Source organism: Maricaulis sp. (assembly GCF_039978735.1).
Taxonomy (GTDB): domain Bacteria; phylum Pseudomonadota; class Alphaproteobacteria; order Caulobacterales; family Maricaulaceae; genus Maricaulis.
In genome coordinates this window covers 20,876-47,104 of sequence record NZ_JBDWAS010000038.1, presented here as the reverse complement: position 1 = coordinate 47,104, position 26,229 = coordinate 20,876, and the positions used below count along the sequence as shown (strand labels likewise).

General features: G+C 60.4%; 22 protein-coding genes and 2 pseudogenes. 15 read left to right on the top strand and 9 right to left on the bottom strand.

What is annotated here, in order from left to right; translation table 11 throughout:
* Positions 1–3: 3 nt before the first annotated feature.
* Genes narJ through ABJO18_RS10440 form a run of 4 tightly spaced genes read right to left on the bottom strand, consistent with a single transcriptional unit; the run spans position 4 to position 8,674 of the window.
* A complete protein-coding gene (gene narJ, locus ABJO18_RS10455) occupies positions 4–699 on the bottom strand; it encodes a nitrate reductase molybdenum cofactor assembly chaperone (RefSeq protein WP_348515877.1) in 696 nt (231 codons plus the stop codon).
* Entirely contained in the window at positions 699–2,225 is a 1,527-nt protein-coding gene (gene narH, locus ABJO18_RS10450; RefSeq protein ID WP_348515876.1) for a nitrate reductase subunit beta, read from the bottom strand. The genes narJ and narH overlap by 1 nt, the downstream gene beginning before the upstream one ends.
* Positions 2,222–5,962 carry a nitrate reductase subunit alpha gene (locus ABJO18_RS10445; RefSeq protein WP_348515875.1) on the bottom strand — a complete coding sequence of 1,247 codons (3,741 nt, stop codon included), beginning with the start codon at positions 5,960–5,962 and terminating at the stop codon, positions 2,222–2,224. Before ABJO18_RS10445 ends, narH begins: the two co-directional genes overlap by 4 nt.
* A gap of 21 nt (positions 5,963–5,983) precedes the next feature.
* Positions 5,984–8,674: an MFS transporter gene (locus ABJO18_RS10440; RefSeq protein WP_348335795.1), complete on the bottom strand. Its 2,691-nt coding sequence runs from the start codon at positions 8,672–8,674 to the stop codon at positions 5,984–5,986.
* 253 nt (positions 8,675–8,927) lie between these two features.
* On the opposite strand from ABJO18_RS10440, the gene ABJO18_RS10435 reads away from it, so the two are divergent.
* The 10 genes and pseudogenes from ABJO18_RS10435 to ABJO18_RS10390 all read left to right on the top strand — a co-directional run bounded on the left by ABJO18_RS10435 (position 8,928) and on the right by ABJO18_RS10390 (position 15,309).
* The gene (locus ABJO18_RS10435) at positions 8,928–9,626 is read left to right on the top strand and encodes a helix-turn-helix domain-containing protein (protein ID WP_348335794.1); all 699 of its coding nucleotides are present in this window, start codon (positions 8,928–8,930) and stop codon (positions 9,624–9,626) included.
* Positions 9,610–10,152 (top strand): molybdenum cofactor guanylyltransferase, encoded by a 543-nt coding sequence (locus ABJO18_RS10430; protein WP_348335793.1) that lies wholly within the window; start codon positions 9,610–9,612, stop codon positions 10,150–10,152. The genes ABJO18_RS10435 and ABJO18_RS10430 overlap by 17 nt, the downstream gene beginning before the upstream one ends.
* Positions 10,153–10,234: 82 nt before the next feature.
* Positions 10,235–11,254 carry a GTP 3',8-cyclase MoaA gene (moaA, locus tag ABJO18_RS10425; protein ID WP_348335792.1) on the top strand — a complete coding sequence of 340 codons (1,020 nt, stop codon included), beginning with the start codon at positions 10,235–10,237 and terminating at the stop codon, positions 11,252–11,254.
* 3 nt (positions 11,255–11,257) lie between these two features.
* Positions 11,258–11,509, top strand: a complete 252-nt coding sequence (locus ABJO18_RS10420) for a MoaD/ThiS family protein (RefSeq protein WP_348335791.1) — start codon at positions 11,258–11,260, stop codon at positions 11,507–11,509.
* A gap of 1 nt (position 11,510) precedes the next feature.
* Entirely contained in the window at positions 11,511–11,972 is a 462-nt protein-coding gene (locus ABJO18_RS10415; protein WP_348335790.1) for a molybdenum cofactor biosynthesis protein MoaE, read from the top strand.
* 4 nt (positions 11,973–11,976) lie between these two features.
* The gene (locus tag ABJO18_RS10410) at positions 11,977–12,492 is read left to right on the top strand and encodes a molybdenum cofactor synthesis domain-containing protein (protein WP_348515874.1); all 516 of its coding nucleotides are present in this window, start codon (positions 11,977–11,979) and stop codon (positions 12,490–12,492) included.
* Positions 12,489–13,724 (top strand): gephyrin-like molybdotransferase Glp, encoded by a 1,236-nt coding sequence (gene glp, locus ABJO18_RS10405; RefSeq protein WP_348515873.1) that lies wholly within the window; start codon positions 12,489–12,491, stop codon positions 13,722–13,724. The genes ABJO18_RS10410 and glp overlap by 4 nt, the downstream gene beginning before the upstream one ends.
* Positions 13,725–13,802: 78 nt before the next feature.
* A pseudogene (locus tag ABJO18_RS10400) lies at positions 13,803–14,494 on the top strand (IS6 family transposase); the annotation flags it as partial.
* 57 nt (positions 14,495–14,551) lie between these two features.
* Positions 14,552–14,824: pseudogene (locus ABJO18_RS10395) on the top strand (LuxR C-terminal-related transcriptional regulator); the annotation flags it as partial.
* 239 nt (positions 14,825–15,063) lie between these two features.
* The gene (locus ABJO18_RS10390; RefSeq protein ID WP_348507916.1) at positions 15,064–15,309 is read left to right on the top strand and encodes a HigA family addiction module antitoxin; all 246 of its coding nucleotides are present in this window, start codon (positions 15,064–15,066) and stop codon (positions 15,307–15,309) included.
* Positions 15,310–15,329: 20 nt separating this feature from the next.
* Here the strand turns inward: ABJO18_RS10390 and ABJO18_RS10385 are convergent, their stop codons facing one another.
* The 3 genes from ABJO18_RS10385 to ABJO18_RS10375 form a co-directional block, all read right to left on the bottom strand.
* On the bottom strand, positions 15,330–15,914 hold the full coding sequence (locus ABJO18_RS10385) for a hypothetical protein (RefSeq protein ID WP_348507915.1): 585 nt from the start codon (positions 15,912–15,914) through the stop codon (positions 15,330–15,332).
* 201 nt (positions 15,915–16,115) lie between these two features.
* Positions 16,116–16,679: a hypothetical protein gene (locus tag ABJO18_RS10380; RefSeq protein ID WP_348507914.1), complete on the bottom strand. Its 564-nt coding sequence runs from the start codon at positions 16,677–16,679 to the stop codon at positions 16,116–16,118.
* 384 nt (positions 16,680–17,063) lie between these two features.
* The gene (locus ABJO18_RS10375) at positions 17,064–17,870 is read right to left on the bottom strand and encodes a hypothetical protein (RefSeq protein ID WP_348507913.1); all 807 of its coding nucleotides are present in this window, start codon (positions 17,868–17,870) and stop codon (positions 17,064–17,066) included.
* 169 nt (positions 17,871–18,039) lie between these two features.
* On the opposite strand from ABJO18_RS10375, the gene ABJO18_RS10370 reads away from it, so the two are divergent.
* From ABJO18_RS10370 to ABJO18_RS10350, 5 genes are read left to right on the top strand one after another with little or no spacing between them, the layout of a single operon-like run.
* Positions 18,040–18,777, top strand: a complete 738-nt coding sequence (locus ABJO18_RS10370) for a hypothetical protein (RefSeq protein WP_348507912.1) — start codon at positions 18,040–18,042, stop codon at positions 18,775–18,777.
* On the top strand, positions 18,770–19,327 hold the full coding sequence (locus ABJO18_RS10365) for a hypothetical protein (protein WP_348507911.1): 558 nt from the start codon (positions 18,770–18,772) through the stop codon (positions 19,325–19,327). Before ABJO18_RS10370 ends, ABJO18_RS10365 begins: the two co-directional genes overlap by 8 nt.
* A complete protein-coding gene (locus ABJO18_RS10360) occupies positions 19,324–20,913 on the top strand; it encodes a hypothetical protein (protein WP_348507910.1) in 1,590 nt (529 codons plus the stop codon). The genes ABJO18_RS10365 and ABJO18_RS10360 overlap by 4 nt, the downstream gene beginning before the upstream one ends.
* A gap of 6 nt (positions 20,914–20,919) precedes the next feature.
* On the top strand, positions 20,920–21,819 hold the full coding sequence (locus ABJO18_RS10355) for a TniB family NTP-binding protein (protein ID WP_348515872.1): 900 nt from the start codon (positions 20,920–20,922) through the stop codon (positions 21,817–21,819).
* A gap of 8 nt (positions 21,820–21,827) precedes the next feature.
* Positions 21,828–23,786: a hypothetical protein gene (locus tag ABJO18_RS10350; RefSeq protein WP_348507908.1), complete on the top strand. Its 1,959-nt coding sequence runs from the start codon at positions 21,828–21,830 to the stop codon at positions 23,784–23,786.
* 374 nt (positions 23,787–24,160) lie between these two features.
* Here ABJO18_RS10350 and ABJO18_RS10345 read toward each other — a convergent pair whose 3' ends face one another.
* Positions 24,161–24,931, bottom strand: coding sequence for a LytTR family DNA-binding domain-containing protein (locus ABJO18_RS10345; RefSeq protein ID WP_348507907.1), 771 nt, complete (start codon positions 24,929–24,931; stop codon positions 24,161–24,163).
* Positions 24,928–25,965, bottom strand: coding sequence for a histidine kinase (locus ABJO18_RS10340; protein ID WP_348507906.1), 1,038 nt, complete (start codon positions 25,963–25,965; stop codon positions 24,928–24,930). The genes ABJO18_RS10345 and ABJO18_RS10340 overlap by 4 nt, the downstream gene beginning before the upstream one ends.
* Positions 25,966–26,229: the final 264 nt, after the last annotated feature.

Genomic DNA, 26,229 nt, shown 5'->3' with positions numbered 1-26,229 from the left:
CATCTACGCTCCCTGGGTTTTTGAGGCCGTTTTGGCGGTGGGACTCATGCGTTGGACCATCTGGTCGGCCACGGGACAGCTCTGTTCGCCAGGACCGAATGTGACCGGCTCGTCCTCCCAGGCTCTGTCGAGCGCTTCGAGATCGTCCGGGTCGTCATCCGGTGTATGGATGTCAGCCTTGCTGGCGGCAGGACTGTCCGCCGTCAGGCTCTGCAAGGCAGCAAATACAGCGCTGTAGATGCTTTTGCGCTTGCGTAGCCGGTCCCGCAGCGCCGCGAGGACATGACCCGGCTCACTCAGAAGCTCGCAGGCCTCGTTGACGGGCAAAGTCGAGAGGAATTCCAGGAAGAGCGGCAGGAAGTCCGGCAGTTCTCGAGCAGCGATCTCCAGGCCGTGTTGCTGATACAGGTTCTGGAGATCCACCATGGCCTGTCCGCGGTCGCGGCTCTCACCGTGCACATGTTCGAACAGATGAAGAGAGAGCGACTTTGACCGGTCAAACAGCTGCACATAGCGTTCCTGGAGATCATAGAGATCTCTCGTGGCGATCTGGTCGATCAGGTGACCCAGCCGCGTTTGCTGGCGGTCCGGGAGAAGCCCGTCTTCGGCGAGGACCTCCCTGAACAGCGGAGCTGCCGTCTGGATCTCTTCAGTCGGGTAGCTCAAGAGGGCAGCAAAAACCCTGAAAGTGCGAGCCATCACGCTTTCTCCATCGGATTGCTTGGCTTGCGCTTGTTGGATTTGCCAAAGAGCGAGCCGCCCGAAGAGCCGTCCGAACAGCCATTGCCGAAGCTGAACCCGCAATCACCACGCATGTCGAACGCGTTTTCTGCATATTCGCGATGGCTGGAGGGAATGACAAAACGGTCTTCGTAGTTGGCGATCGCCATGATCTTGTACATGTCCTCGATCAGGGCGGGTGTCAGGCCGACACGCTGGGCAATTCCTTCATTGATCACACCGTCGATGGTCTTCGAGCGCATGTAGCCGCGCATGGCGAGCATGCGCTCCAAGGCCAGCGCCACCGGCGCCTCGTCTCCTGCAGTCAGCAGATTGGCGAGGTATTTCAGCGGGATCCGGAGCGAGCGTACGTCCGGCATTTCACCATCCATGCCGATCGCGCCTGCCTCGGCCGCGGAATTGATCGGCGAAAGCGGCGGGACGTACCAGACCATGGGAAGCGTGCGGTATTCGGGGTGGAGCGGGAAGGCGATCTTCCAGTCCATCGCCATCTTGTAGACCGGGCTTTCCTTGGCCGCCTCGATCCAGGCATCCGGAACGCCGTCCTTGCGGGCCTGTGCCTGTACCTCAGGGTCGTGAGGGTCGAGGAAGATGTCGAGTTGTGCCTGATAGAGATCGGTCTCGCTCTCTGCAGAAGCGGCTTCCTCGATGCGGTCGGCATCGTAAAGCATCACGCCGAGATAGCGGATGCGACCGACGCAGGTTTCCGAGCACACAGTCGGCTCGCCGGCTTCGATGCGCGGATAGCAGAAGGTGCATTTCTCGGACTTGCCGCTCTGCCAGTTGAAATAAATCTTCTTGTAGGGACAGCCGGACACGCACATGCGCCAGCCGCGGCATTTTTCCTGGTCGATCAGGACGATGCCGTCTTCCTCGCGCTTGTAGATGGCGCCAGACGGGCAGGCGGCCACGCATGTCGGGTTGAGGCAGTGCTCGCACAGGCGCGGCAGATACATCATGAAGGTGTTTTCGAACTCGCCGTAGATCTGCTTCTCGACGCCTGCGAAATTGTAGTCCTCCGACCGCTTGGAGAACTCGCCGCCGAGGATCTCCTCCCAGTTGGGTCCCCAGTTGATTTTCTCCATGCGTTCGCCGGAAATCAGCGAGCGCGGCCGGGCTGTCGGGACGGCACGGCTTTCCTTCGCCGTTTGAAGGTGCTCGTAGTCGAAGGTGAAGGGCTCGTAGTAGTCGTCGATCTCCGGCAGGTCCGGATTGGCGAAGATCTTCGCCAGTATCCGCCATTTCGAGCCCATTTTCGGGCGAAGGGATCCATTGCGGTTTCGCACCCAGCCGCCATTCCAGCGCTTCTGGTTCTCCCAGTCCTTGGGAAACCCGATGCCGGGCTTGGTCTCCACATTGTTGAACCAGGCGTATTCAACGCCTTCGCGATTGGTCCAGACGTTCTTGCAGGTCACCGAGCAGGTATGGCACCCGATGCACTTGTCCAGGTTCAGGACCTTGCCGATCTGTGCGCGGATTTTCATTCGGCTGCCTCCATCGGGTCTTGGGCCGGGCCTTCCAGCCAGTCGACCTCGTCCATCTTGCGGACGATCACGAACTCGTCCCGGTTGGATCCGACCGTTCCGTAGTAGTTGAATCCGTAGGATTGCTGGGCGTAACCGCCGATCATGTGCGTCGGCTTGAGCGTGGTGCGGGTCACGGAGTTGTGGATGCCGCCACGCTGTCCGGTCGTCTCGGAGCCGGGCACGTTCACGATCTTTTCCTGGGCGTGATACATGAACAGCGTGCCGTCCTTGATCCGCTGCGAGACCACGGCCCGCGCCACGAGGGCGCCATTGGCGTTGTAGGCCTCGACCCAGTCGTTATCGACGATGCCCGCCTTCGCCGCGTCGTTCTCCGACATCCAGACAATCGGACCGCCCCGCGACAGGGTCAGCATCAGAAGATTGTCCGTATAGGTGGAGTGAATGCCCCATTTCTGGTGCGGCGTGATGAAGTTGAGCACAATCTGGTCCCGACCGTTCGACTTCTTGTCGATCACGGGGCCGACGGTCTTCGTGTCGATGGGGGGGCGGTAGACGCACAGCGCCTCCCCGAAAGCCAGCATCCATTTGTGATCCTGATAGAGCTGCTGCCGGCCCGACAGGGTGCGCCAGGGAATGCGCTCATGGACGTTGGTATAGCCGGCATTGTAGCAGACATGCTCGCTCTCGATGCCTGACCAGGTTGGCGAGGAGATGATCTTGCGCGGCTGGCTGACAACGTCGCGGAAGCGGATCTTCTCGTCTTCCTTGGGCAGGGCCAGGTGGGTGTGGTCGCGCCCGGTGGCTTTTGACAGGGCGGCCCAGGCCTTCACGGCAACCTCGCCATTGGTCTCCGGAGCCAGCGAGAGGATGATTTCCGTCGCATGGATGGCGGTGTCGATACGCGGGCGGCCCTTGCTCGGTCCGTCTTCGTCGACCGTGCCGTTGAGCTTGCCGAGCAGATCGACCTCGTGATCCGTGTTCCAGCCGATTCCCTTGCCGCCATTGCCGAGCGAATTCATCAGCGGGCCGAGCGAGGTGTATTGCTTGTATAGGTTGGGATAGTCGCGCTCGACCACGGTGATCTGCGGCATGGTCTTGCCGGGAACCGGATCGGTCTCGCCCTTCTTCCAGTCCTTCACATCGACGGCCTGGGCAATCTCGCCGGGCGTGTCGTGCAGGATGGGGGTCAGGACGACATCCTGTTCCACACCGAGTTCTTCCGGTGCGATTTCGGAGAATTTCCGGGCGATGCCCTTGAAGATGTCCCAGTCGGAGCGCGCCTCCCAGGCCGGGTCGACGGCCTTGGTCAGCGGGTGGATGAAAGGGTGCATGTCGGATGTGTTGAGGTCGTTCTTCTCGTACCAGGTCGCCGTCGGCAGCACGATGTCGGAATAGACGCAGGTCGTGGACATGCGGAAGTCGATGGTCACCAGCAGGTCCAGCTTGCCGCGCGGCGCTTCAGCGACCCATTTCACTTCGCTGGGACGCTGGTCCTCAGGAGCTTCTTCCCCGAGAACACCGTGCTGGGCGCCGACGAGGTGTTTGAGAAAATACTCGTGCCCCTTGCCGGACGAGCCGAGCAGGTTGGAGCGCCAGACGAAGAGATTGCGTGGCCAGTTGACGGGATCGTCCGGGTCTTCGCAGGACATTTCCAGATCGCCGGATTTCAGCTGATCAACGATAAAGTCCTTCGGGGATTTACCGGCCGCTTCGGCCTGACCCGCGAGGGCCAACGGATTCGCCTTGAGCTGGGGTGCTGAGGGCAGCCAGCCCATGCGTTCGGCGCGGACATTCCAGTCGATCATCGAGCCCGACCAGTCACCGTCCGGCGCAGTGGGCGAGAGGATGTCATCGACCCCGAGGGTCTCATAGCGCCACTGATCGGTGTGGGCGTACCAGCAGGAGGTCGAATTCTGGTGCCGGGGCGGCCGGCTCCAGTCCAGGCCGAAGGCGAGCGGTTGCCATCCGGTCTGCGGGCGCAGCTTTTCCTGGCCGACATAGTGGGCCCAGCCGCCGCCGGACTGACCGATGCAGCCGCACATGATCAGGAGATTGATGATCCCCCGATAGTTCATGTCCATGTGGTACCAGTGGTTCAGGCCGGCGCCGAGGATGACCATGGACTTGCCTTCGGTCTTCTCGGCATTCGATGCGAATTCACGGGCCACGGCGATAATGCGGTCGCGCGGCACGCCGGTGATCTTTTCGGCCCAGGCCGGTGTATAGGGCTCAAGGTCGTCATAGCTGCCGGCGAGATGGTCCCCGCCGAGGCCGCGGTCGAGGCCGTAATTGGCGCAGAACAGGTCGAACACGGTCGCGACCGGCGTCTCGCCATCCTTCAGCTTGAGCGTCTTGACCGGGATCTTGCGGTCCAGCACGTCGGGATGGTCGGTCCCGGCGAAATGATCGTGTTCGCGATTGCCAAAGTAAGGAAAGCCGACATTGAGAATCCCGTCATGCTGTTCGTCGGCCAGGAAGCTCAGTTCGAGATCGACGTCCTCACCCTTGCCGGTTTTCTGCTCGAGGTTCCACTGGCCCTCCTCGCCCCACCGGAAGCCGATCGAGCCGCACGGCGCAACGATTTTTCCGGTCTTGCGATCCCAGGCGACGGTCTTCCAGTCCGGATTGTTTGTCTCGTCCAGATCGGCATCGAAATCCGAGGCGCGCAGCAGCCGGTCGGGCACATAGCGGCCATCCTTTTTTACCAGCCGGACCAGCATCGGCATGTCCGTGTTCTCGCGGGCGTATTGCTGGAAATAGGGCGTCTGGCGGTCGAGGTGGAATTCGCGCAGGACGACATGTCCGAAGGCGAGCGCCAGGGCTGCATCCGTGCCCTGTTTCGGGTTCAGCCAGATGTCGCCGAACTTCGCCGCTTCCGAATAGTCCGGGCTGATCACCGCGCTCTTCGTGCCCTTGTAGCGCGCCTCGGTATAGAAGTGGGCGTCCGGCGTGCGGGTCTGCGGCACGTTGGAGCCCCAGATCAGCAGGAAGCCGGCATTATACCAGTCGGCCGACTCCGGAACGTCCGTCTGCTCGCCCCAGGTCTGCGGACTGGCCGGCGGCAGGTCGCAATACCAGTCATAGAAAGACATGCACACGCCACCGAGAAGCGACAGATAGCGTGAGCCGGCCGCATAGGAGACCATGGACATGGCCGGGATCGGCGAGAAACCGAAGACGCGGTCAGGGCCATAGGTCTTGGCGGTATAGGCGTTGGAGGCGGCGATGATCTCGGTCACCTCGTCCCAGTCGCCGCGCACGAAGCCCCCGGCCCCGCGCTTGGAGACGTAGGACTTCCGGGTTTCCGGGTTTTCCTGGATGGACCGCCAGGCGGCGACCGGCGTCATCGTCTCGCGCGCCTTGCGCCAGGCCTTGAGAAGGCGCGAGCGGATGAGCGGGTATTTCACCCGGTTGCCCGAATACATGTACCAGGAATAGCTGGCACCCCGTGAACAGCCCCGCGGTTCGTGATTGGGCAAGTCGGGACGGGTGCGCGGATAGTCGGTTTGCTGGGTTTCCCAGGTCACCAGCCCGCCTTTCACATAGATCTTCCAGCTGCAGGACCCGGTGCAGTTCACGCCGTGCGTGGAGCGGACGATCTTGTCGTGCTGCCAGCGTTTTCGGTAGGCGTCTTCCCAGCCCCGGTTCTCTTCTGTGGTGATGCCGTGCCCGTCCGAAAACGGGGTCGTTTCCGTGCGCTTCAGGAAGTTGAGGCGGTCCAGGAGTAGAGACACGATGTCGTCCTTTCTTCGGGCTCAGCAGGGGGTGGAGGCGTTCTTGCGGGTGTAGAAGAACCAGGTCGCAAGCACGCAGGTGACATAGAAGACGAGGAAACCGGTCAGGGCCGCGCCGGCGCCGCCGGTCATGCTGATCGACGTGCCGTAGGCCTTGGGAATGAAGAAGGCACCGTAGGCGGCGATCGCCGAGGTGAAGGCGATGATGGCCGCGCTTTCGCGTTCGGCCTGTTTCAGCTTCGCCTCGTCGTCCAGCTCGGGCATGAGGCGGGCGATTTCCTGGCGCATGATGGTCGGCACCATCTGGAAGGTGGAGGCATTGCCGACCCCGGTCAGGAAGAACAGCGCCATGAAGCAGGCGAAGAAGCCCCAGAAGGCCCCGGGCTGGTCCTTGATGCCGAGGAAGTAGAGCACGCCGCCGACGGCGATGCTCATGCCGACGAATGTCCACAAGGTGACGCGTCCGCCGCCGAACCGGTCGGAGACCCAGCCCGTGCCCGCGCGGCTCAATGCACCGACCAGTGGCCCCAGGAAGGCAAAGGAGAGGGCGTTGACCTGCGGGAATTGCGTCGCGGTCAGCAGCGGGAACCCGGCGGAATAGCCAATGAAGGAACCGAACGTCCCGGTGTAGAGCCAGCACATCACCCAGTTGTGGAAGCGGGAGAAGATGACCGCCTGTTCCGAGAAGGAGGCGCGGGCCGAAGCGATGTCATTCATGCCCAGCCATGCCAGTGCCGTCGAGACGAGTAGGAAAGGCACCCAGACAAAGCCGGCATTCTGGAGCCAGAGCATCGAGCCGTCGCTTGCAGCCTGGCCATCGCCAACGAAGGCGCTGAAAGCGCCTGTGGTGATCACGACGGGAACAAGGAATTGCATCACCGAAACGCCCAGATTGCCGAGGCCGGCATTCAGTGCGAGCGCGTTGCCTTTTTCCTTCTTCGGGAAGAAGTAGGAGATATTGGCCATGGAAGAGGCGAAATTGCCGCCGCCGAAGCCGCATAGAAGGGCCAGAACCAGGAATATCAGATAGGGCGTGTCGGGGTTCTGCACGGCATAGCCGATGCCCAGGGCTGGGATCAGCAGGGAGGCCGTGGTCAGCGTGGTCCACAGCCGGCCGCCGAAGATCGGCACCATGAAGGAATAGAAGATCCGCAATGTCGCGCCCGACAGGCCGGGCAGTGCCGCCAGCCAGAAGAGCTGATCGGTGGAGTAGTCGAACCCGATGGTCGGTAGCTTGGCGACCACGACGCTCCAGACCATCCAGACCGAAAACGCGAGTAGAAGGGCCGGGATCGATATCCAGAGATTCCGGTTGGCGATCCGCCGGCCCTTCTCTGCCCAGAAGGTTTCATCCTCCGGATGCCATTCGTCCAGCGTGCCTGCGAGCGCACGCTGCTGCTCCGGCCCGTGTATCGACTGCATTTCCGGCAGTTCGGGCAGGTGATCGAACGCTTCGCCGACGGCTTTCGATTCCATGACCCGGATCGAGAAATGCATCCAGAGCAGCGCGGCGACCACGATCAGGAAGAGCAGGGCGAAACAGCTCGTCCACACGCCGGTCAGATCGAGCATGGCGCCGAAAGCGATCGGAAGGACAAAGCCGCCGAGACCGCCGATCATGCCGACCAGGCCGCCCACCGAGCCGACATGATCCGGATAGTAGACCGGGATGTGCTTGAACACGGCCGCTTTGCCGAGCGACATCACGAAGCCCAGGATGAAGATGGCGATGATGAAGGGGATCAGCCCCATGCTGGTGGAAAAGGCGATCGGGCCGTTCGTGCCGTGAATGACGTAGTCCGTATTGGGATAGGACAGCATGAAGGTCAGGATGGCCGATACACCGAATGTCCAGTACATGACCGACCGCGCGCCGCGCTTGTCGGACAGGTGACCGCCATAGGCGCGAAAAATCGAGGCCGGCACGGAATAGGCGGCCGCGATCATGCCCGCGGCACGGATATCCAGTCCATAGACATCGACGAGATAGCGCGGCAGCCAGAGGGCGAGCGCGACGAAACCGCCGAACACGAAGAAATAATAGAGCGCGAAGCGCCAGACCTGCGGTTTGCGGAGCGGCTCGAGTTCCATCCAGGCGGAGCGGGGTTTCTCGCCGCGGGCTTTCCTGTCGGCTGTTGCCGGGTCTTCCCTGGAAAAGAGGAAGAAAAGAATGGCCATCACGAACAAGGCGACGGCGTAGATCTGGGCGGTTGTTTGCCACCCCATAGCGACCAGCAGGAATGGTGCGCCGAAATTCGTGACGGCCGCGCCGACATTGCCGACGCCGAAAATACCGAGTGCCGTGCCCTGCCGCTGGGGCGGGAACCATTTGGAGACATAGGCGACGCCAACGGCAAACCCGCCGCCGGCCAGGCCGACACCCAGTGCCGCGAGCAGGAACATCGGGTAGGTGGAGACGGTGGAGAGCAACCAGGTCGAGATGGCGGACGCGATCATGACCAGGGTGAAGACGCGCCGGCCACCGTATTGATCGGTCCAAATGCCCAGGAATATCCGGCTGACCGACCCGGCCAGGATCGGTGTCGCCAGGAGCAGGCCGAATTGTGTGTCGGAAAGGCCCAGTTCCGCCTTCACCCGGACGCCGACGATGGAGAATATCGTCCAGACGGCAAAGCAGACCGTAAAGGCCAGCGTGCTCATTCCGAGCGCGCGGTTCTTCTGGCCTTCGGTAATGGTATCGAGCGTTTGCATCTAGTGCCCCCAATTGTGCCCTGCGCGGGACACCCCGCATCGAGAGAGAAGGTGCATAATGAATACGGTAATTTAATCACAATACTGGTGTGGATATGTGACGCGCGTCAATACCGCGCACAAAAAAGAATTTCTGAACAACCAGTCAAATATAGCATTGATGCTATTGGTTCTAATGTATGCTTTAAGTCAAATTATTGCTTGATAATTATCAAGCCTCCTGATAGCGAACTGGGGGCTGCGGGAGAGGGCTGTGAGAGACGAAGACCGACAATCCATCCGGAAGCTGGAGCTGTTTTCATCGCTCAGTGATGCCGGTTTGGATGTGCTTCTGAATGCTGCGTACGTGCAACGCTTCCCGTCTCACGTTCAGCTGATCCGTGAAGGTGATCCGGCGGACTTCCTCTATGTCGTTCTCCAAGGGGCCGTCGAGCTCTTCTCTGCCAACCATGCTCGGGAAACAACAATGGCGATGGTAACGCCCGTTTCCACCTTCATTCTTGCGGCCACGATCAAGGATGCTCCTTTTTTGATGTCCGCGCGGACGGTAAAGCCGAGTCAGCTTCTGCTTATCCCGTCGAGGAATGTGCGAAACGTCTTCGAGAAGGACCCCGCATTTGCACGCGCGATCGTGGCGGAGCTGGCCTGCTGCTACCGTGTCGTCGTAAAGTCGATGAAGAACCTCAAACTCAGGACTGCCGTCGAGCGTGTTGGCAACTATCTGCTTCGGCTTCAGGATGGGACAAATGGGTCGAACGAGGTTGTTCTACCCATGGGAAAGAAGCAATTGGCCTCAATGCTGGGAATGACACCAGAAAACCTGTCACGCGCCTTCCTGGCGCTGCAGTCGCACGGCGTGATGGTCGACGGTCCCCGCATCGAGATACTCGATACCGAAGCTCTGGCTGCGTTCTGCCGCCCAACCACGCTGATCGATGACCCGAACAGTTGAATCTGGATTGGCGGGCCTCGTTCTGGCCGGCGGGCGATCCTCCCGCATGGGCGAGGACAAGGCCGCCATTCACTGGCGTGGCCAGACGCTACTGGATCATGCGTGCGCGCTTCTCCAACGGGTGGGCTGCGAGCGCATTCATGTCCTGGGCCGACCAGAACAACCCGGTGGAATAGCTGACGCCGAACGCTTCGCAGGTCCAGCTCGAGCACTTCTCGGAGCAGTAAACAGGCTGCATCAGGACACTCGACGGCTGGTCGTTGTTCCTGTCGATATGCCGTGTTTGCAGGTAGAGGACGTCACGCGGTTACTTGACGAGCCGGGAGTGCAGGCGTGCTTCTACCGCGATCACCCGGTGCCGTTTGTCGCGGGTGTTGAATCCCTGTCGCTAGTGCCGGCGCAAACACGATCGCTGAAGACCCTGCTGAGCGCGGCGGGTGCCTCCTCAATGGATATTCCCGACGGGCGGCGGCACGCGTTCGCAAACATCAATACACCGGCGGACATCGCAGGGCTCGCTCCCTAGGCTTGCGACGAGACGTCGCTTGGCGCATCCTCAGAAATTGATGTTTATCAAGTTTTGAAGCTGCACCGGGAAGCCGCCCGATATGGATCGCGCCCAGAGTTTTGAGCCGCCGCGTCCTCTCATCGACACGTTTGGTCGCAAGATCAGTTATCTCCGGCTGTCGGTAACGGACCGTTGTGACCTGCGTTGTGTCTACTGCATGAAAGCGCGGCCGGACTTCCTCCCCAAATCCGAGCTGCTGTCGCTCGAGGAGCTGACCGTGCTGTGCGATGCCTTCATCCGGCGTGGGGTCCGCAAGATCCGGATTACCGGCGGCGAGCCGCTCGTGCGCCGCGATGTGGTGTCGCTTATTGAAGCTCTGGGCACGCGCCTCCCAGCCACCGGACTTGAAGAGATCTGCCTCACCACCAACGCCACGCAAATGCCCCGGTTTGCTGAGCGCCTGGCCCGGGCGGGCGTTAGGCGCGTCAATATCTCGCTGGACACTCTGGATGCCAACGTCTTTGCACGGTTGACCCGTGGCGGCCGGCTTTCCGACACCCTTGCAGGGATTGAGGCGGCCGCCGCGGCCGGGTTGCAGGTCAAGATCAATGCGGTCGCGCTGAAAGGGGGCAACGACACCACCATGCCGGACATGATCCGCTGGGCGCACGACCGCGGTTTCGACATTAGCCTTATAGAAATCATGCCGATGGGTGATGTCGAGGCGAGCCGGGAAGATCAGTTTTTACCGCTCGACCGTGTAAGACGGGATCTGGAAACACGGTGGACGTTGACCGATATTCCGGACCGGACGGGCGGTCCCGCCCGCTATGTTCGGATTGCCGAGACCGGCGGACGCCTCGGCTTTATCACGCCGCTGACTTCAAACTTCTGCCAGGGCTGCAACCGGGTCCGGCTGACCTGTACGGGGCAGCTCCATCTGTGTCTGGGCCGGGAAAGCGAGTTCGATCTACGAGCCGCCGTCCGCTCCGGTGGTGCAGATGCCGTGGACGAACTTCTCGATGCTGCAATGAGGGCAAAGCCCGAGGCGCACGACTTCCATGTCTCCCGTCTGGCCGAGCCCGCAGTGGGCCGCAACATGGCTCATACCGGAGGGTGATGAATGGCAGTAACTGTCCGCTTTTTTGCTGCACTCAGGGACAAGGCCGGCTGCACGAGCCTGGACGTCGAGGACCTGCCGGAGCCTCCCACCATCGATGCTCTGGCGGCGCAGGTGTCCCAACGTGGCGCGCTGGGTGATGCTCTCATGCAGCCGACGGTCCGGGTCATCCTGAATGGTGCAGTGGCCGACCGAGCCGCACTACTGTGCGACCATGACGAAGTCGCGTTCTGCCCGCCGTTTTCCGGTGGCTGACATGGTGCGTTGTGAGGTCCGGATATCCGAAGCGCCGCTTCAGCTCGCCACGCTTCTGGAAGGGCTGGCGGAATGCGATCCCGACAGCGGCGCTGTCGCCAGTTTCCTGGGGCAAGTTCGCGCAGGAGAGGGGCTGACCGGGCTGGAACTCGAACACTATCCCGGCGTCACCGAGAATATGCTGACGCGGTTGGCCCAAGACGCGGCGAGCCGCTGGCCCCTGTCACGCGCGATTGTCGTGCACCGGGTCGGCCTGATGAGTGTCGGTGAACCGATCGTATTTGTCGGGACGGCAGCGCCGCATCGACGCGCAGCGCTTGAGGCCGTGGAGTTCATGATCGACGTACTGAAGACCCAGGCGCCTTTCTGGAAGAAGGAGCACACGGTCGAAGGCGAGCGCTGGATAGAACCACGTCCCGAGGACCACGGCGCGGCCTCTTACTGGTTGGAAAACAAGGAATAAGCGCATGTCCGAAGTGCCTTCCCAAGTGGGATTCGCTGTAATGACTGTCTCGGACACACGGGATAGCAAGACTGACAAGACCGGACCCTGGCTACGCGAGGCGATTGCGGCGGATGGTCATTGCGTCGTCGATCATACCATCATCCCGGATGAGGTGGATGGGATCCGGGCCTGTTTGCGCAAGTGGATCGATCATCCGCAGATCCACGCCATAATTGCAACCGGCGGAACCGGACTGACAGGGCGTGACGTGACACCGGAAGCCTTTCGCGGTGTATACGAAAAGGAAATGGACGGGTTCGCCGCCGTCTTCCATCAGGTGAGTTTCGCTTCGGTTGGCGTTTCGACCATCCAGTCCCGCGCAACGGCCGGCATAGCCGGCGGCACCTATCTCTTTGCCATTCCGGGGTCGAGCGGTGGTTGCCGTGACGCCTGGAATGCGGTGCTCCGGATCGAGTTCGACCGGGCGCACGGACCCTGCAATCTCGTCGAACTCATTCCACGGCTGACAGAGCAATGAAGCTGGGTGGCGTGCCGCGAGCAGAGCAAGAGGTGTTATCAATGATTTCTCTGGACGAGGCGCGACGACACATCGTCGAAATTCTTCAACCTACTGGAAGCGTCCCGCTTGCGCTGTCCGACGCTTCCGGCCGCATCCTGGCCGAACCGATGGTTGCGCAATGCACACAACCGCCTTTCCCTGCATCCGCCATGGACGGGTATGCGGTCCGGTCGATGGATTTAGGCAATGTGCCTGTCCGGCTCCGCCTGGGAGGGGAATCCGCTGCTGGGCATGCGTTTTCCGGAACGGTCGAGCCCGGTATGGCGGTCCGGATTTCCACCGGAGCCCCTCTCCCCGAAGGCACCGACCAGGTCGTGATCCAGGAGCGTTCCGTTCGGGACGGGGATGACGTTATCCTGGACGATACGGCTCGTCCGATGTCCAATGTTCGCCGAGCAGGCGTCGACTTTTCCAAGGGGGACATCCTGTTGCCCGAAGGCGCGCGGGCAGCACCTGAAGCGGTCGCTCTGGCTGCCAGTGCCGGACTAACAGCCCTGACCGTTCACCGGCATCCGAAAATTGGTGTTCTGGCCACGGGCGACGAACTGGTGGAGCCGGGCGAGCCGGCCGGGCCGTCCCAGATCGTGAACTCGGTGTCCAAGGGCGTGATCGAGACCGTGCGGGCCTGGGGTGCCGAGCCTGTCTACCTTGGAATAGCCCGGGACAATGTCGATGATGTGAAGTCCCGGCTGGCTGCAGGCGCCGGTCTGGACCTCGTGGTAACGATCGGCGGGGCGTCCGTCGGCGACCACGATCATCTCAGACAGGTCTTCGCCCGCGATGGCGGTGAGTTGTACTTCGAGAAGATCGCTGTAAAGCCGGGAAAGCCCACCTGGTTCGGACGCCTCGGTGGCGTGCCCTATCTGGGATTGCCCGGAAATCCGGTTTCGGCCCTGGTAATCGCCCAGCTCCTGCTGCAACCAGCAGTGTGGCGGCTGGAGGGCTGCAGTCACCCGCCGGTCTACGACCGGGCGCGGCTGGGTTGCGCACTTGTCGCCAATGACTATCGGGAAGGCTTCCTGCGGGGCTGGTGCGACGATCAGGGCGTTGTGACCCCGCTGGACAATCAGGACTCGTCGGCCCTTTCGGCACTGGCGCGGGCCAATTGTCTCATTCGCCGGCCGGCGGAGGCGCCGGCATCCGCCCCCGGAGACGCAACGGATATTCTTCCTCTGGCCGGGCGTCGCTAAAAGCGGCCACGATACGGTCTGGCGCTGTCAGAGGAAAATGCGTTTGAGCGCGTTGGCGTGAACTCGTAGCGTTCTCCGATGCGTAATCCGTTCCGGTACTTCAAGACTTCGCCCGAAATCATCCGCCTTGCTGTGATGATGTATGTCCGCTTCCCGCTCTCGCTCCGGAACGTGGAGGACCTGCTCCACGAACGCGGCATCGACATCACGCATGAGACAGTTCGGTTTTGGTGGAACCGGTTTGGGCTGCTGTTCGCGAAGTCGATCCGGAAGCGCCGCATGGAGAACAAGCGTTACTCGAATTGGGCATGGCATTTGGATGAGGTTTTCGTCCGGATCAACGGATAGCTTCACTATCTTTGGCGCGCCGTCGATCATGAGGGCGAAGTGCTCCAAGCGTTCGTTACGAAGCGTCGAGATCGTAAGTCAGCATTGAAGTTTCTGCGCAAAGCGATGAAGCGATATGGGGCGCCGGACCGGGTCGTTACCGACAAGCTTCCGTCCTGCAAAGCCGCGTTTCGTAAACTCGGAATTGCTGGCCGCCAAGATACAGGGAGGTGGCGAAATAATAGAGCCGAAAACTCGCATCAGCCGTTGCGCCGACGAGAAAAAGTCATGACGCGGTTCAGGTCGATGCGAAGTCTTCAGAAGTTCGCAGCCATCCAATCGTCCATCCACAACCACTTCAACCTCGAGCGCAATTTTGCCGCCGCGAAGAATTCAAGGAAAACCGCACCCTGGCCCTAGCCAAATGGCGTCAACTCGCGGCCAGAGTTGGGGTCAAACGCGGCCTTTCGAGACCAGTCCGGTTTTGTCTGACACCACCGATCCCAGCGCTTTCGCCGTCGGTTGCGCACCGGATCATGGAACATTTTCGTAGAACCGGTCCGGCCGCTCAAGATGACGACCTCACAGGGCGCGAACGCGAAGTGCTCGCCCTAGTCGGACGCGGTCTTCGCAACGGCAAAGTCGCGTCCACGTTGCAAATCTCGGAAAACACTGTGGCGGGGTACATCAAGAGCGTTTACCGCAAGCTCGGCATTTCCTCGCGCGCGGAAGCATCCTGGCACGCGGCAAGGCTGGGGTTGGGCGAAGAGTGAGCCTGCCCCTAGTTTCGATTATGGGGGCCGATCTGCGCCAGGAGGCAATCGCTCAAAGAACAGTTTTGCAAGATGCGGGTACGATAGAAGCCGCGTTTCCTGTCATTCGTGAAGAGTGCCGGCATTGCATTCGTCACCGATCTGGTGACGAATGGAACCATCTGTTTTTAAGAGATATTTTCGGATTCCCATGATACATTCCGAAGAGATGCGGCAATTTCGTCGTCGGAGTGAAAGTCATGGATGAACGCGTGAGAATCCGCTCCAGTGTTGGTGAAATCCTGCGCGAAGAGTTTCTGGCCGAACTCGGCTGGGACGAGGCGGAACTGGCGCGGCGGATCGGCGCGCCAGTTCCGGATGTCATAGCATTGCTGGAAGGTGGACGGCTGACGGAAGCTCTGGCGCACCGTTTGGCCGAGGGCCTGGGCACGACAGTGCGGTTCTGGCTCAATATCCAGGAGAGCCATGAGCGGACCACGCCTTGAAGCGGTCCATGGGCCCGCAGTTAGTGGCTCACCAGTTCGCGCCGGAAGTCGGAGCTGAACAAGTCCTCGTTCGCTTTCGCCGGCGCCATGCCTTCGTCCGGGTAGAGCCAAGCCCTCGCATTATCAGCGGTGAGGACGAACAGCTCCGACGTCGCCCACTCCACGCGATCACCAACCGCCGCGATGAAGGCCGGCCTTACAGCGCCGGGCCTGCGAGGATCACTCGTCGTGTACCAGTGCGCCGCGGCAAAGAAGATCTCGTTTTCCCTGCGGGCGGCCATCGACTTGTACTGCGCGATGCCTGACGGCGATGTGAGGCGTGCGCGATAACGGATCATCGGAACAAGGGCGCGCTGTTCTGGAAACCAGTCCGCGGTAGGGTCAGGAGCCGCTGGCGGGTTGGATGCTTCAATGCCGACCGGAAGCAGGAGTTTTTGGAGCTGTCCGCTCTTGTTGATGACGACCGGAAAGGCGTTGCCGTACGACACGGCCGCACCCATCCGCCACTCTGCGTGCCCACGCGTATCGAGATCGATATTGCCGGCCAGGCTGAACGCCGACAGCATGACGTGCTCGTCACACATGACGAGATGCGAGATCTCCATGGGAGATATCCTTATTTCTGAAATGTTGGGGGAAAGGCGGCACCGCCGCCAATTGCGCCCTTTATACAGCAAGTATCTAAAATTGCAAGAAAAATCTCGGGGTATTTGGCGCGTCGTTGTCTCGTTCTGTGTCGGCTTTCTGGCAAGGGGCCGTTCCAAGGATCGCGTCGTGTGGCGAGGGTCTCTGCCGTCCTGGAGCTTTCAGGGCTTCTCGAATCTGAGCCGGAACAGCACCCCAGAGGCCTCCCTGGCCAGCCTGTCTCCCAGTTCAGCCAGATTGATCTTTCTGATCGCAATGGCGTCCTCGAAATCACATTCGTCATCCTGGTGGCGAAGCAGGCGAGGGGACTCGTCATCAATCCAGCCAATTGCGTAGATCGGGGCTTCTCTGGGCCTCAAGCCTGCCAGATCGCGCGCGATCGTGTCGTCGGTGAGAAAGTTCTTTTGAAACTGCCTGTGCGCGGCGCGTTTAAGATCGGTTTCGAGTGTTTCCGCGCCGTGCATCAGCGCGAAGTAGATGACAGACGCCTTGGCATCTTCCCCCAATGCTTCGTTCTTGCTGGCTGGGAAGCCCAATTTTGTGGCCCAGCTGCGTACGGCAAGTGCGCCGACTTCCCAGGTGTTGAGGTGGGCCTTGGGCCCTTTTCCCCGTCGAAGCAGGCCGCGCGTGCGCCAGTTGAATTGTGTCTGGCTGCTTAGACCTGTCATTCGTTCGATCTGCGCAGGAGAGTGTAGCGTTGCGTTTGTGCCGTAGAGATACCGCATCTTGTGATCACTCCCGTTATTCACCATAGCCAAGAAAAATATCAAAGTTCTTCCAATTTTCACATTGAAAGAAAATCAGACATGGCTTATAAAAGCGTTACTGAAGCGGTGGTGGCCGGGCAGATCGCTGGCCCCCATTCGCCGATGTTGAAAGGATAGAGACCAACAAAGGCCGACTTTCAGCATCGATCACTTAGCGCCTGCTCGGACGGGGTGCCAGGTGGCGCAGCTTGTGGGTGGTTTTCGGACTCCTGTGGTGGGGTTTCCCACCCACAAGCGGTGGCCTCGCGTGGGGCCAGCTGACGCTACCCATCCGAGCAGGTGCTCAATTTTTCAACCTAATACGCGTTTCAACGCGTGCGTCTCGGCAGGCCACATTGGCCCTCAAATATGTCGGGCGAGGTGCTCTGTGGGAACAGAGACGAAATCGATGTCTTCGGCCCGGAAAAATGTTTGTTCGTCTGCATCCTCGAGCGCGATCGGAAAGAAGTTGTAGGTTAGGCCGAAGGTTTCTGAAAATACTTCGCGAATGACTTTGCAAAGACAGCCGCGTTCGTCGCTGTCAATGGGAAATCTCTGGGTGTCGCCGTTGCTAAAATGAAGGCACGCGAGATCGTCCTCGATCAGCGACTGCAAGCTTGCGACCCGCCGGGTGCGGGCAGAGCAAATGCTCTCCGTAAAGTTGGAGTCGGCCGCGAGGCCTGAGAACGCGCCGGAAATGGCCAGCTGAAACTCGGGGTGGAAGGCATGGCTGCGTTGGAGCTCGTTCTCGTCGCTGATTTCAATGCGCCGTATCTTGCCTGTTGAGACGATGTGCGTGATGCCTGAAGCGCAATCCAGGCGTACGAACTGGTCATGAAAAGTGGGCGGATTTTCCCGCGGTGCGAGTGCAAGTCCCGAAATAGCTTCGTGCAGTTCTGGGGTGCAGAATGCCTCAATCGTGTGTCCGCCCGTGAAGAGGAGTGCGCGGCCTCCAACGGATGACGCCTCGCAAGCGCATAGGGCGCCCTCTGAGAATGCGCGTCGCCGTTCTGTGCTGGTCAGCATGGATGCGAGGGGCATGCCTGTGACAACGGCGACGCGGTAACGTTCTTCGATGCTGAGAATGGCCGAACTATTTCGATTCCACGCTTTGAGCCTTGTCAGGGGGATCTCGGTTTCTGCAGCCAGCGCGGTCAGATCAAGGGACATGGTGTGCTCCGTACTTTTGGCTGATATATGCTATAGATGGCAGCAAATCAAATAAATAAATCGGACTCTTGGTGTCAATATTTATGTCAATCATGTCAAAATTTTTGACAATAGTAATTACGGCAAAATTAGTATTGATCTAAATTTAATTCGTTGCTAATCGACGCTCATGTTGATCTGGTCAGACAAGATTGCTCGACTCAATGCGGACCGCCTCTGCGGCCTTTCCAATGTGCGTGTTCGCTATGAGCCCGACTTCAAACCGGTGCGCCTCAAGTCACACGGGCGGCGGGCGCGTTATGTCGGTAACTTCGCAAGCATCAAGGCTGGGAGGTCACTGCCTTGGGAATCGGGAGCCGAACGGATCGGGCTCGAGCGTGCCGAAGTCGATCCGCATCGCATCGACTTCAGGGCGCAACCCTTCCGCCTCTCCTGGTACAACGGGCATCGTCAGATTTCCTACACGCCTGACAGGCTGGATCTGAACAGCAACGGCGAACTTGAGTGCGTGGAGGTCAAGTCGGACCGCCAGGCTCTTTGGAAGCCTGAGATGGTGGAGAAGCTGGGCCTTGTTCGAGGCCTGCTTCACGCAGTCGATGTTGGGTTCAAGGTGGAGTTTGCAAGCGAGCTTGTGCGCTCTTCCGGTGCGGACTTCGTTGCGCGCGTTCTTCATCACAGGCGTACTGTGCTGGAGCCCAGTGATCACGCCATTCTGGACGGTTTGACGAGCGGGTTTACCAGCGGCTTTCCGTTCGGAGCACTGTGTGAGGCCTATGGTGACGAGCCAACCGCTTTTGCCAAGCTTTCAGGCTGGTTGGTCAGGCGCCGGGTTGCAACGACCATCTGTTCAGACTTCTGCGAGGCGACCCTGATCGAACCGATCTGCCGGGAGGTCACAGGTGTTTAGCTGGTCGTTTCTGAAGGCCGGCGAATTGCTCGATCTGGATGACGAGTTGCATCGGGTCGACCTTATCAACTGTGTGCCCGGGCGTACGGATGAGATCGAGTGGATGCGCCTGGAAAGTGTCCTGACACGCCGCTGTGTACAGTTCTCGCCAGCTGAGATGACCGAGTTGTTCCAGGTCAAGCGCCTTCGCGTTCGCGCCCGGAACTCCGTGCCACAAGATTTCTACGCACAAACGGGTGATCAGCTGGACGATGCGGCGCGGCGGCGGCTGTTCTACGTCGAACAGTTTGACCGCCTTCAGCCGTCAAAGAGCACGGCCCAGCTCGCGCGCTTCATCGACGAGGTCTATCCGACTGCGGATTTTCCCCATCATAAACCGTCGCCTGGTTCCGTGCGCCGCTGGGTTAATGGCCGCGGGGAGCCAGGGCGTCGATGGCCAGGACAAATGCGAGGCCGGTATCCGCGAGGACCCCGCTGTTCGCGAGAACCGGAATACGCCCAGGAGATTTTCGAAGACAGCTTTGAAGCGTTTCTGAGAAGTGCGCGATGAATATCAAGGATGCATACGCTCTTTACTGCACGCGGCTGGATGAAAAGAATGCAGAGCGGCGTGGCTATGGCGTTGATGTCGCGCGCCCGATTTCACTGCGCGAATTCTACCGGCGCTTCAAAGTGCGTCTCGATGAGGGCACCACAGCGCGCCTCTATGGGAAGCGCTTTGCCCAATCGCGATTTCAGCCTGTTGGACAACCCATAACTGCCGAGCGGCCAGGTGAACTGGTGATGATCGACCATACCCGGGTCGATGTCATGACGATCGACCTGGAAACGGGGCTTTCCGCAGGATGCCCTTGGCTCGCCGTAGCCATGGACGTTCACACGCGAGCAATCTGTGCGTGGGAGCTGACCTTTACCCCGCCGAGCCTTGAGACCCTGACGGCACTGATGCGTCAGTTTGGGCGAGGTTGGCCTGCTGAGTTGGAATTATCGTCCACCGCTGAGGTTCCCGCGTTTGCTCCCATCGGCTTGCCGCGTCAGATCATCGTCGACAATGCGCTGGAGAATGTCGGCCGCTCGTTTCCTGCGAGCTGTGAGCTGAACGGCATCGACCTTGTCTTTGCACCTGTACGCAGGCCGCAAGCGAAGGGGCAGGTCGAGCGCTTCTTCAAGACTCTCAATGAGGGGCCCTTCCACGGCCTGCCAGGTGGAAAGCCGTTTACGCCTCAAGAGCGGAACAAGCGTGATATCGATCCCGAAAAGCTCGCGCGATTGGACATCGGTCAGTTGAGAGCCGAGTTGGCGCAATTTATTGCGCTGGAATACCACAACCGTGTTCACAGCGCCTTGGGCAGATCTCCGCGATCGCTGTGGATCGAAGCCAGCCGAACAACACCGCCCTTTATCCCACCGTGTCTTGACCAATATGAGGCCTCGCTTGGCGTGGAGGTAGACCGTCATCTCAGCGTCAAAGGTATCGAGCTTCTCAGTCTGCGCTTCAACGGCTCAAGCGTGAATGCACTGCTGGGCGACCTCTTGCCGCGTGCGCCTGGGCGCGCCGGTGAACGGTCCGTGCCGGTCAAGGTGCGCTATTTGCCCGATGATCTAAGTCGGATCTTCGTTCTCAACACAGTGACGTCGAGGTTCGTTGAGATCCCTCGCGTTGAAGATGGGTATCCGGATGGTATCGGCAAATATTTGCTGGACGAACTGCGCAAGCAAGCGCGTGCTGAAGCAGGTGACGAAATTGGAGAGAAGGAACTCCAAAGGGCTGCGGTGGCACGACTTGAGAGGCTTGAAGAGATGCGTCGGGACAAGAGACTTTCCTACCGCACGAAGTCGCATCGATTGCGTGGAGCGGGGGAGAAACGCCCTAGCGACCAAGCCAGGACCGATGACCGTGCCGGAAACACGACGCCTCGACTGGCGCCCATTTCGCCACCCGAAGCAGCTGGGTGTGTGACCCTGTCCGAAAACGAGTTGGGTACTCATGCAGAGGACGCCGGCCGGACCGGCCGGTCGACGCCAAGCAAAAAATCCGGCTGGGCTGAGAGAGCCAAGGTAAACCTATCCGAGCCTGAACGTGATGACATCGCGGACCTGTTCCAGCAGCGACGGTCCCGCGGCAACGACGACTAGATGGACATGGAACAGACCAGCGAACTTCAGGCCCGTGCCAGCGAAATCGTGATTGCCCATCCGCTCATGCGGCAGGCCCACGATCGACTGGGACGGATGTGCGAGCAAAGTCGCTCGGGCCGGTTCGCCGAGGGAAGCTGCATGTTGATCAATGGTCCCTCGCAGTCCGGAAAGACGACGATCTGCCGCGAGTTCCAGCGTGAGCGCAATATCGAGAGCAAGCTTGAGGTCGGGATCGTTCCGGTCATTCACCTGTCGATCCCGTCCAGGATCACCCGTAAAGGGTTGCTTCAGGACATCTTGCTGCGGATTGAGGATTTCGGCTTCTTCACAGCGCCAAGCTCGGGCACCGAAAGTGTCTTGCTCGATCGGGTCTGCAAGTCGCTACGAAACCTCCAAACCGAATTGTTGATCATCGACGAGTGTCACCATCTTAAACGCGGCACGCGCGACGAATATGCCGCGGATGTGGGTGAAATGATCAAATCCATCCTGTTGCGTGGTGCGTGCAGTGTCGCCATGGCTGGCGTCGGTGAAGCTGCCGAGGCGCCGTTCTCCATGAATGAGCAACTGGCTCTGCGGGCTGAAAAGAAGCTGTCGCTCAATCCGCTGCGGGCTGACAAGGCAGCAGAGCGCAAGCTCTTCTTCGACTTCCTTGTCGATTACCTGATCGCGCTTGAACAACGCGGTATCATCAACAATGCCGAAGCGGTTGCGAACAAGGAAATCGCATATGCCGTTCACGAGGTGACGGGCGGTCTCCTGGGACGGGTCTGCCGGTTGATCCGACATGCGCTCGCCGAAATGAGCGAGCGTCGCGATAGCGGACTATCGGTCGAAGACCTTGCTGCTGCGGCTGAGGTCATCGCTCAGCACACCAGCCCTCGGGCGAATCCGTTTCGGTAGGGTGCGCTATGGGGATTGAGATCAAAGAGCCCTTGTCCGCCAACAAAGTGGTGCCCTCGCAGCGCCTGTCTGTCGTCGTTGCGCCGAAGGCTGGAGAGCCTCTTTTATCGTGGCTTGCCAGAGCCGCGATTGACAGCGGGCTCTATCGCGTCACTGCCCTTATCGAGCACGAACAGGCCGGGCGTGTCCGTAAACCATTGAACGTTGCGTTCAGTGACAAGCTGGATCTTCAAGGGCTGGCCCACCTCATGCGATGTGACGTGGCCGATATTGAAGCTCGGATGCACCGGTCGCTGGGCGGCGGAGCCAACCACCGGCTCGTGAATTGGTACGGAACACAACTGCCGCGGTGGTGCATCGAATACAATGCGCGGCGTGTGCCATCCGTCTGGGCGTCAAACCAGATCGTTGCGGATGCGCGATGGTCTCTTAGAAAGTTGGATTTTTGTCCGGTGTCGGGTGCGCCGCTCGTCGATGTCTGTCCGCAGTGTTCACAGCGCCTCGGCTGGACCCAGGTTACGGGGCTCGACCAGTGCGCGAGCTGCGGCTTCACATTCGATCGAACATCCAACCCTCCGCCGGTCTCGCGTTCGGCCCAATTGATCGTTGATCTCGTGGCGCCGCACAGGGAAGTCCGGCAGCATGCTCTGGCTGCGCTTGATCCGGCATTTGCCAAAGAAGAGCCTGGCGACGTTTTCGTTTTTGCTTGCGAAATTGCTGAGCATCTCGACGCGGAAATGCGCGAGGAGCGCGCGAAGGTGTCCCGCTATTCCATCCAGTCCCCCGGCTTGTCTGAAGAAGCGCTGGCAAGGGCAGGGGATGTGTTGTCGAATTGGCCGTGTGGCGCGGACGCCCTTTGGGAGTGTGCCAAGTTTCCAGTGCGTCATCGAACTTTCGGGACGCTGTTTGAGCCCTTCGCGAACAGGCCGGAACTGGCGAAAGCGGGCGACACACTTTCGCGGACGTTCATGTCGGGAATGTGTGCACGGCAAAGGATCGTTTGGCCGGACGTTGTAGTTGAAGCTGACAAATACGTCGTCGCGGGTCGTGTGATCGATGAGTTGGTGGAGATCGCAAACAACGTTGGGGCGCCTCTGACGCCGCTTTACCCGCTTCTGGCCGATCTGCGGGCCTATTCCGCTAGGAGAAGAAACCCGCCCTTTCTCACCGAGGATCAGCGGGCTGAGTTGACCCGTGTAGCGGCGGCTTGGAAGCAGTCTCTCTCGCCGCGTCAGGCGGCAATCCGGTTGAAGACAAGCGTCCAGGTTGTCGATGCCTTGGCTGACAAGGGCGTCGTTAGCTACGAGACCGACCCGGGCGTCCGTATGCTCTGCAACGGTCAAGACCGGATTGCTGGCGCGGATGTCGGGCGGATCGAAGACCAGATCAACGGGATGCGCATTACCCGCCCGGCCAACAACCGTTGGGCTACGGAGATCTTTGCAGGTATCCTGTCACCAAAATTCTGGGCTTGCCTCTACCATGCGGCGCTTGCCGGCGATTTCCAAACCTTCGCGCGCGACGGTCGACGGCAGGGGTTGGCTGACCTGACGTTCGATGTTGATGAGGCGATGTCGTGGATGGAGAGCCTTCCAACAGCGGCATTTCGCCCAAAGGGCTTTGTCACGGCCAATTCTTGTGAGCGGTTCCTGCCATGGATCGACGTGATCCTTACGGGAGTTGCCAACGCTGAAGTGCTCGAGACCGAGGTGCGTGATCGCGGCTCTTTTGTCAGCGTGGCCGACCTGCAGACCTATTTCAATACGCACGTCACGACCCAGGAAATCATGAATACGACCGGACGTGGTCTGCGGTCTGTAAGTATCACGATGGGAAAGGCGGGGATCAAGCCGGGTCTCGTCATTCGGAACAAGTTCAAGCTTTGGAAGCTTGAAGATGCCGTCGAGGTTTTTGGGGAGACGGTTAGAGAGGCCCGGCCATTCGCAGGTCGCACGTTATTTAACTAGTTGGGTGAAGCAGGTTCACTCTCGTCGGTGTCTGTCGCATTGGCGAGGCTGAATCACATGACTCACAATGAATCAGTGTTGTTGGCGTGAAACTCTACAAGCGATTGATTTTATTCAAGAGTAAGAATCAATCCAAATGTCGCCGCACACCTGCGGGCTTCGGATGGCAAGCCATCCGAAGCCCGCAGGGCGAAGAGATGCTCTCCGAAGCCTTGGCGCAGGAGGGCGTATCCGCGACGCACTCCACATCACCGACCAGACACCATCCCCGCTTTTCAGGGTGATGTGGAGATCGCACCGCCCGGCGCGCGGTCGCGCTTGCGAACCCTGCGGGTTCGGTGTGTCCGCTTAGCCCCTGCGATCGGAACCCGTTCCTATCCCGCAGCGATGTCGATCGCGTCGACGAGGCGGCTGTAGAAGCGGCGGCCGACGGGGATTTCCTCGCCGCTGTCGAGTGTGACGAGACGCAGCCCGGTATCGCGGGAGACCGCCTGGATGCGGTCCAGATTGACGATGTGCGAGCGGTGGATGCGTTGCAGGGCTGTGCCTTCGAACGCGGTTTCCAGCCGGGCCATGGTCTCTCGCACCATGTGACGGTCGCGGCCGGTATGGATGAAGGCATAGTCGCGGCACGCCTCCACATGGCGGATATCGGCGATCGGGATGCGGATCGTGCGGCCGCCGACATTGGCCCAGTAGACCGGTTGCTCCGGCGTTTCCGGCGGATGCGGCACAGCGGAATGCAGCCGCAGCGCGGCGCTCTCCACCGCCTGCATCAGCGGGCGCAGGGACAGGCGCGAACGGGCCCGTTCGATGGCCCCGCGCAGCCGGGCGGGATCGACCGGCTTGAGCACGTAATCGATGGCCTCAACATCGAAGGCATCGACGGCAAACTTGTCATAGGCGGTAATGAAGATGATCAGCGGGTTTCCGGCCTGCTTCAGTTCGCGGGCGAAGGTCATGCCGTCCATCTGCGGCATTTCGATATCCAGGAGTACCAGATCGGGCTGGCGCGCTTCGCACAGATGCATCGCCGAGGCGGCTGACCGCGCACTGCCCACGATCGCGGTTGCCGGGATGGTCTCGATCATGCGGCGCAGGCTGGAGATGGCGAGCGGTTCGTCGTCAATGATGGCGATTTTCATTCGGCGGCCTCCCTCAGGGCTGGGAGCGGCAGGGTCACGCGGCATTCGAATGCGCCCGGTTCCGGCCGGTCTGTTTCCAGTGACGCCTCGCCGGCGAACAGCAGATGCAGGCGTTGTTCGAGATTGCGAAGACCGACGCCCGGCCGCCGCTGCGGATCGGCCGCGGCCGGGCGGTCCGGAAGCCCGTCATTCCAGACGGAAATCGCAATTCCGGACGGACCGCTATTGATGGTGATGCGGGCTTTGACGGGGGCGAGAGCGTGGGCGACGCCGTGCTTGACGACATTCTCGACGAGGGGCTGAAGCGAAAAGCGCGGCAGATGAATGCCGCCCAGCCCCGGCGCGATGTTCCACTCCACATCCAGGCGATCGGCAAAGCGCAGTTTCTCGATGGCCAGGTAGGCACGGGCGGCTTCTATCTCGTCGTCCAGAGTCGCCAGCGGCGAGCCTTCGCCATTGAGGCTGCGGCGCAGGAGATGGCCGAGATGGATCACGGCATTGCGCGCATCGGGCGCGCGCTCCAGCACGATCAGTGACGCGACCGTGTTCAGGGCATTGAACAGGAAATGCGGATTGATCTGGCTTTCCAGGAAGGACAGGCGCGTCTCGAAGTGGGCGCGTTCCAGCATCAGATTCTTCTGCTGTTCTTCGGCGACCTGGTGCTGTGACAGCATGAACAGGCTGGCGCCCAGCCAGATGCCATAGGTCCAGATCGTGTTGCCCGTCAGGCTCAGGCTGAAATAGAGCAGGACGAGTTCGAGCGTGAGCGGTTCGGTTTCCTTGGTCAGGAAGCTCACGATCGAGTCGAAACCGGCATAGGCCAGCAGGCCCGCGGCCGCGGCCAGCCAGGCCAGCTTGCTCTTCAGCCCGCGGCGCACGAACACCGTAAAACAGGCCTGCTCCACGACAATGCCGAACGAGACGCTGGCAATGATTTTCAGATAGGTGACCCGGGTGATGTGGACGTCGAGCAGCAGGGGCAGCACCACCAGAGACAGAAGCTGGGCCAGGCCGAGGACGACAACGAGGATCACCCCGAATATGCGGATCCTCAAGACAGGGTTGGACAGGCTCTGTGGCACTCTGGCGCTCCGGTAAGCGGATAACGTCCTGAGATTATTTGACCCGGCGAACCTTACGGATGCCATTCGTCGCGGTTTTCATTCGTTCATCGCAAACACGGAGCCGTGATCGACCGGATCGCATTCGCGGTCGCATCCCCCGCTGCGCGCGTCGCAGACCTCGCGATATCCGTCGCATCTCCCGCCCGGGCCTCGATGCCCGAAAACCGAACCGGC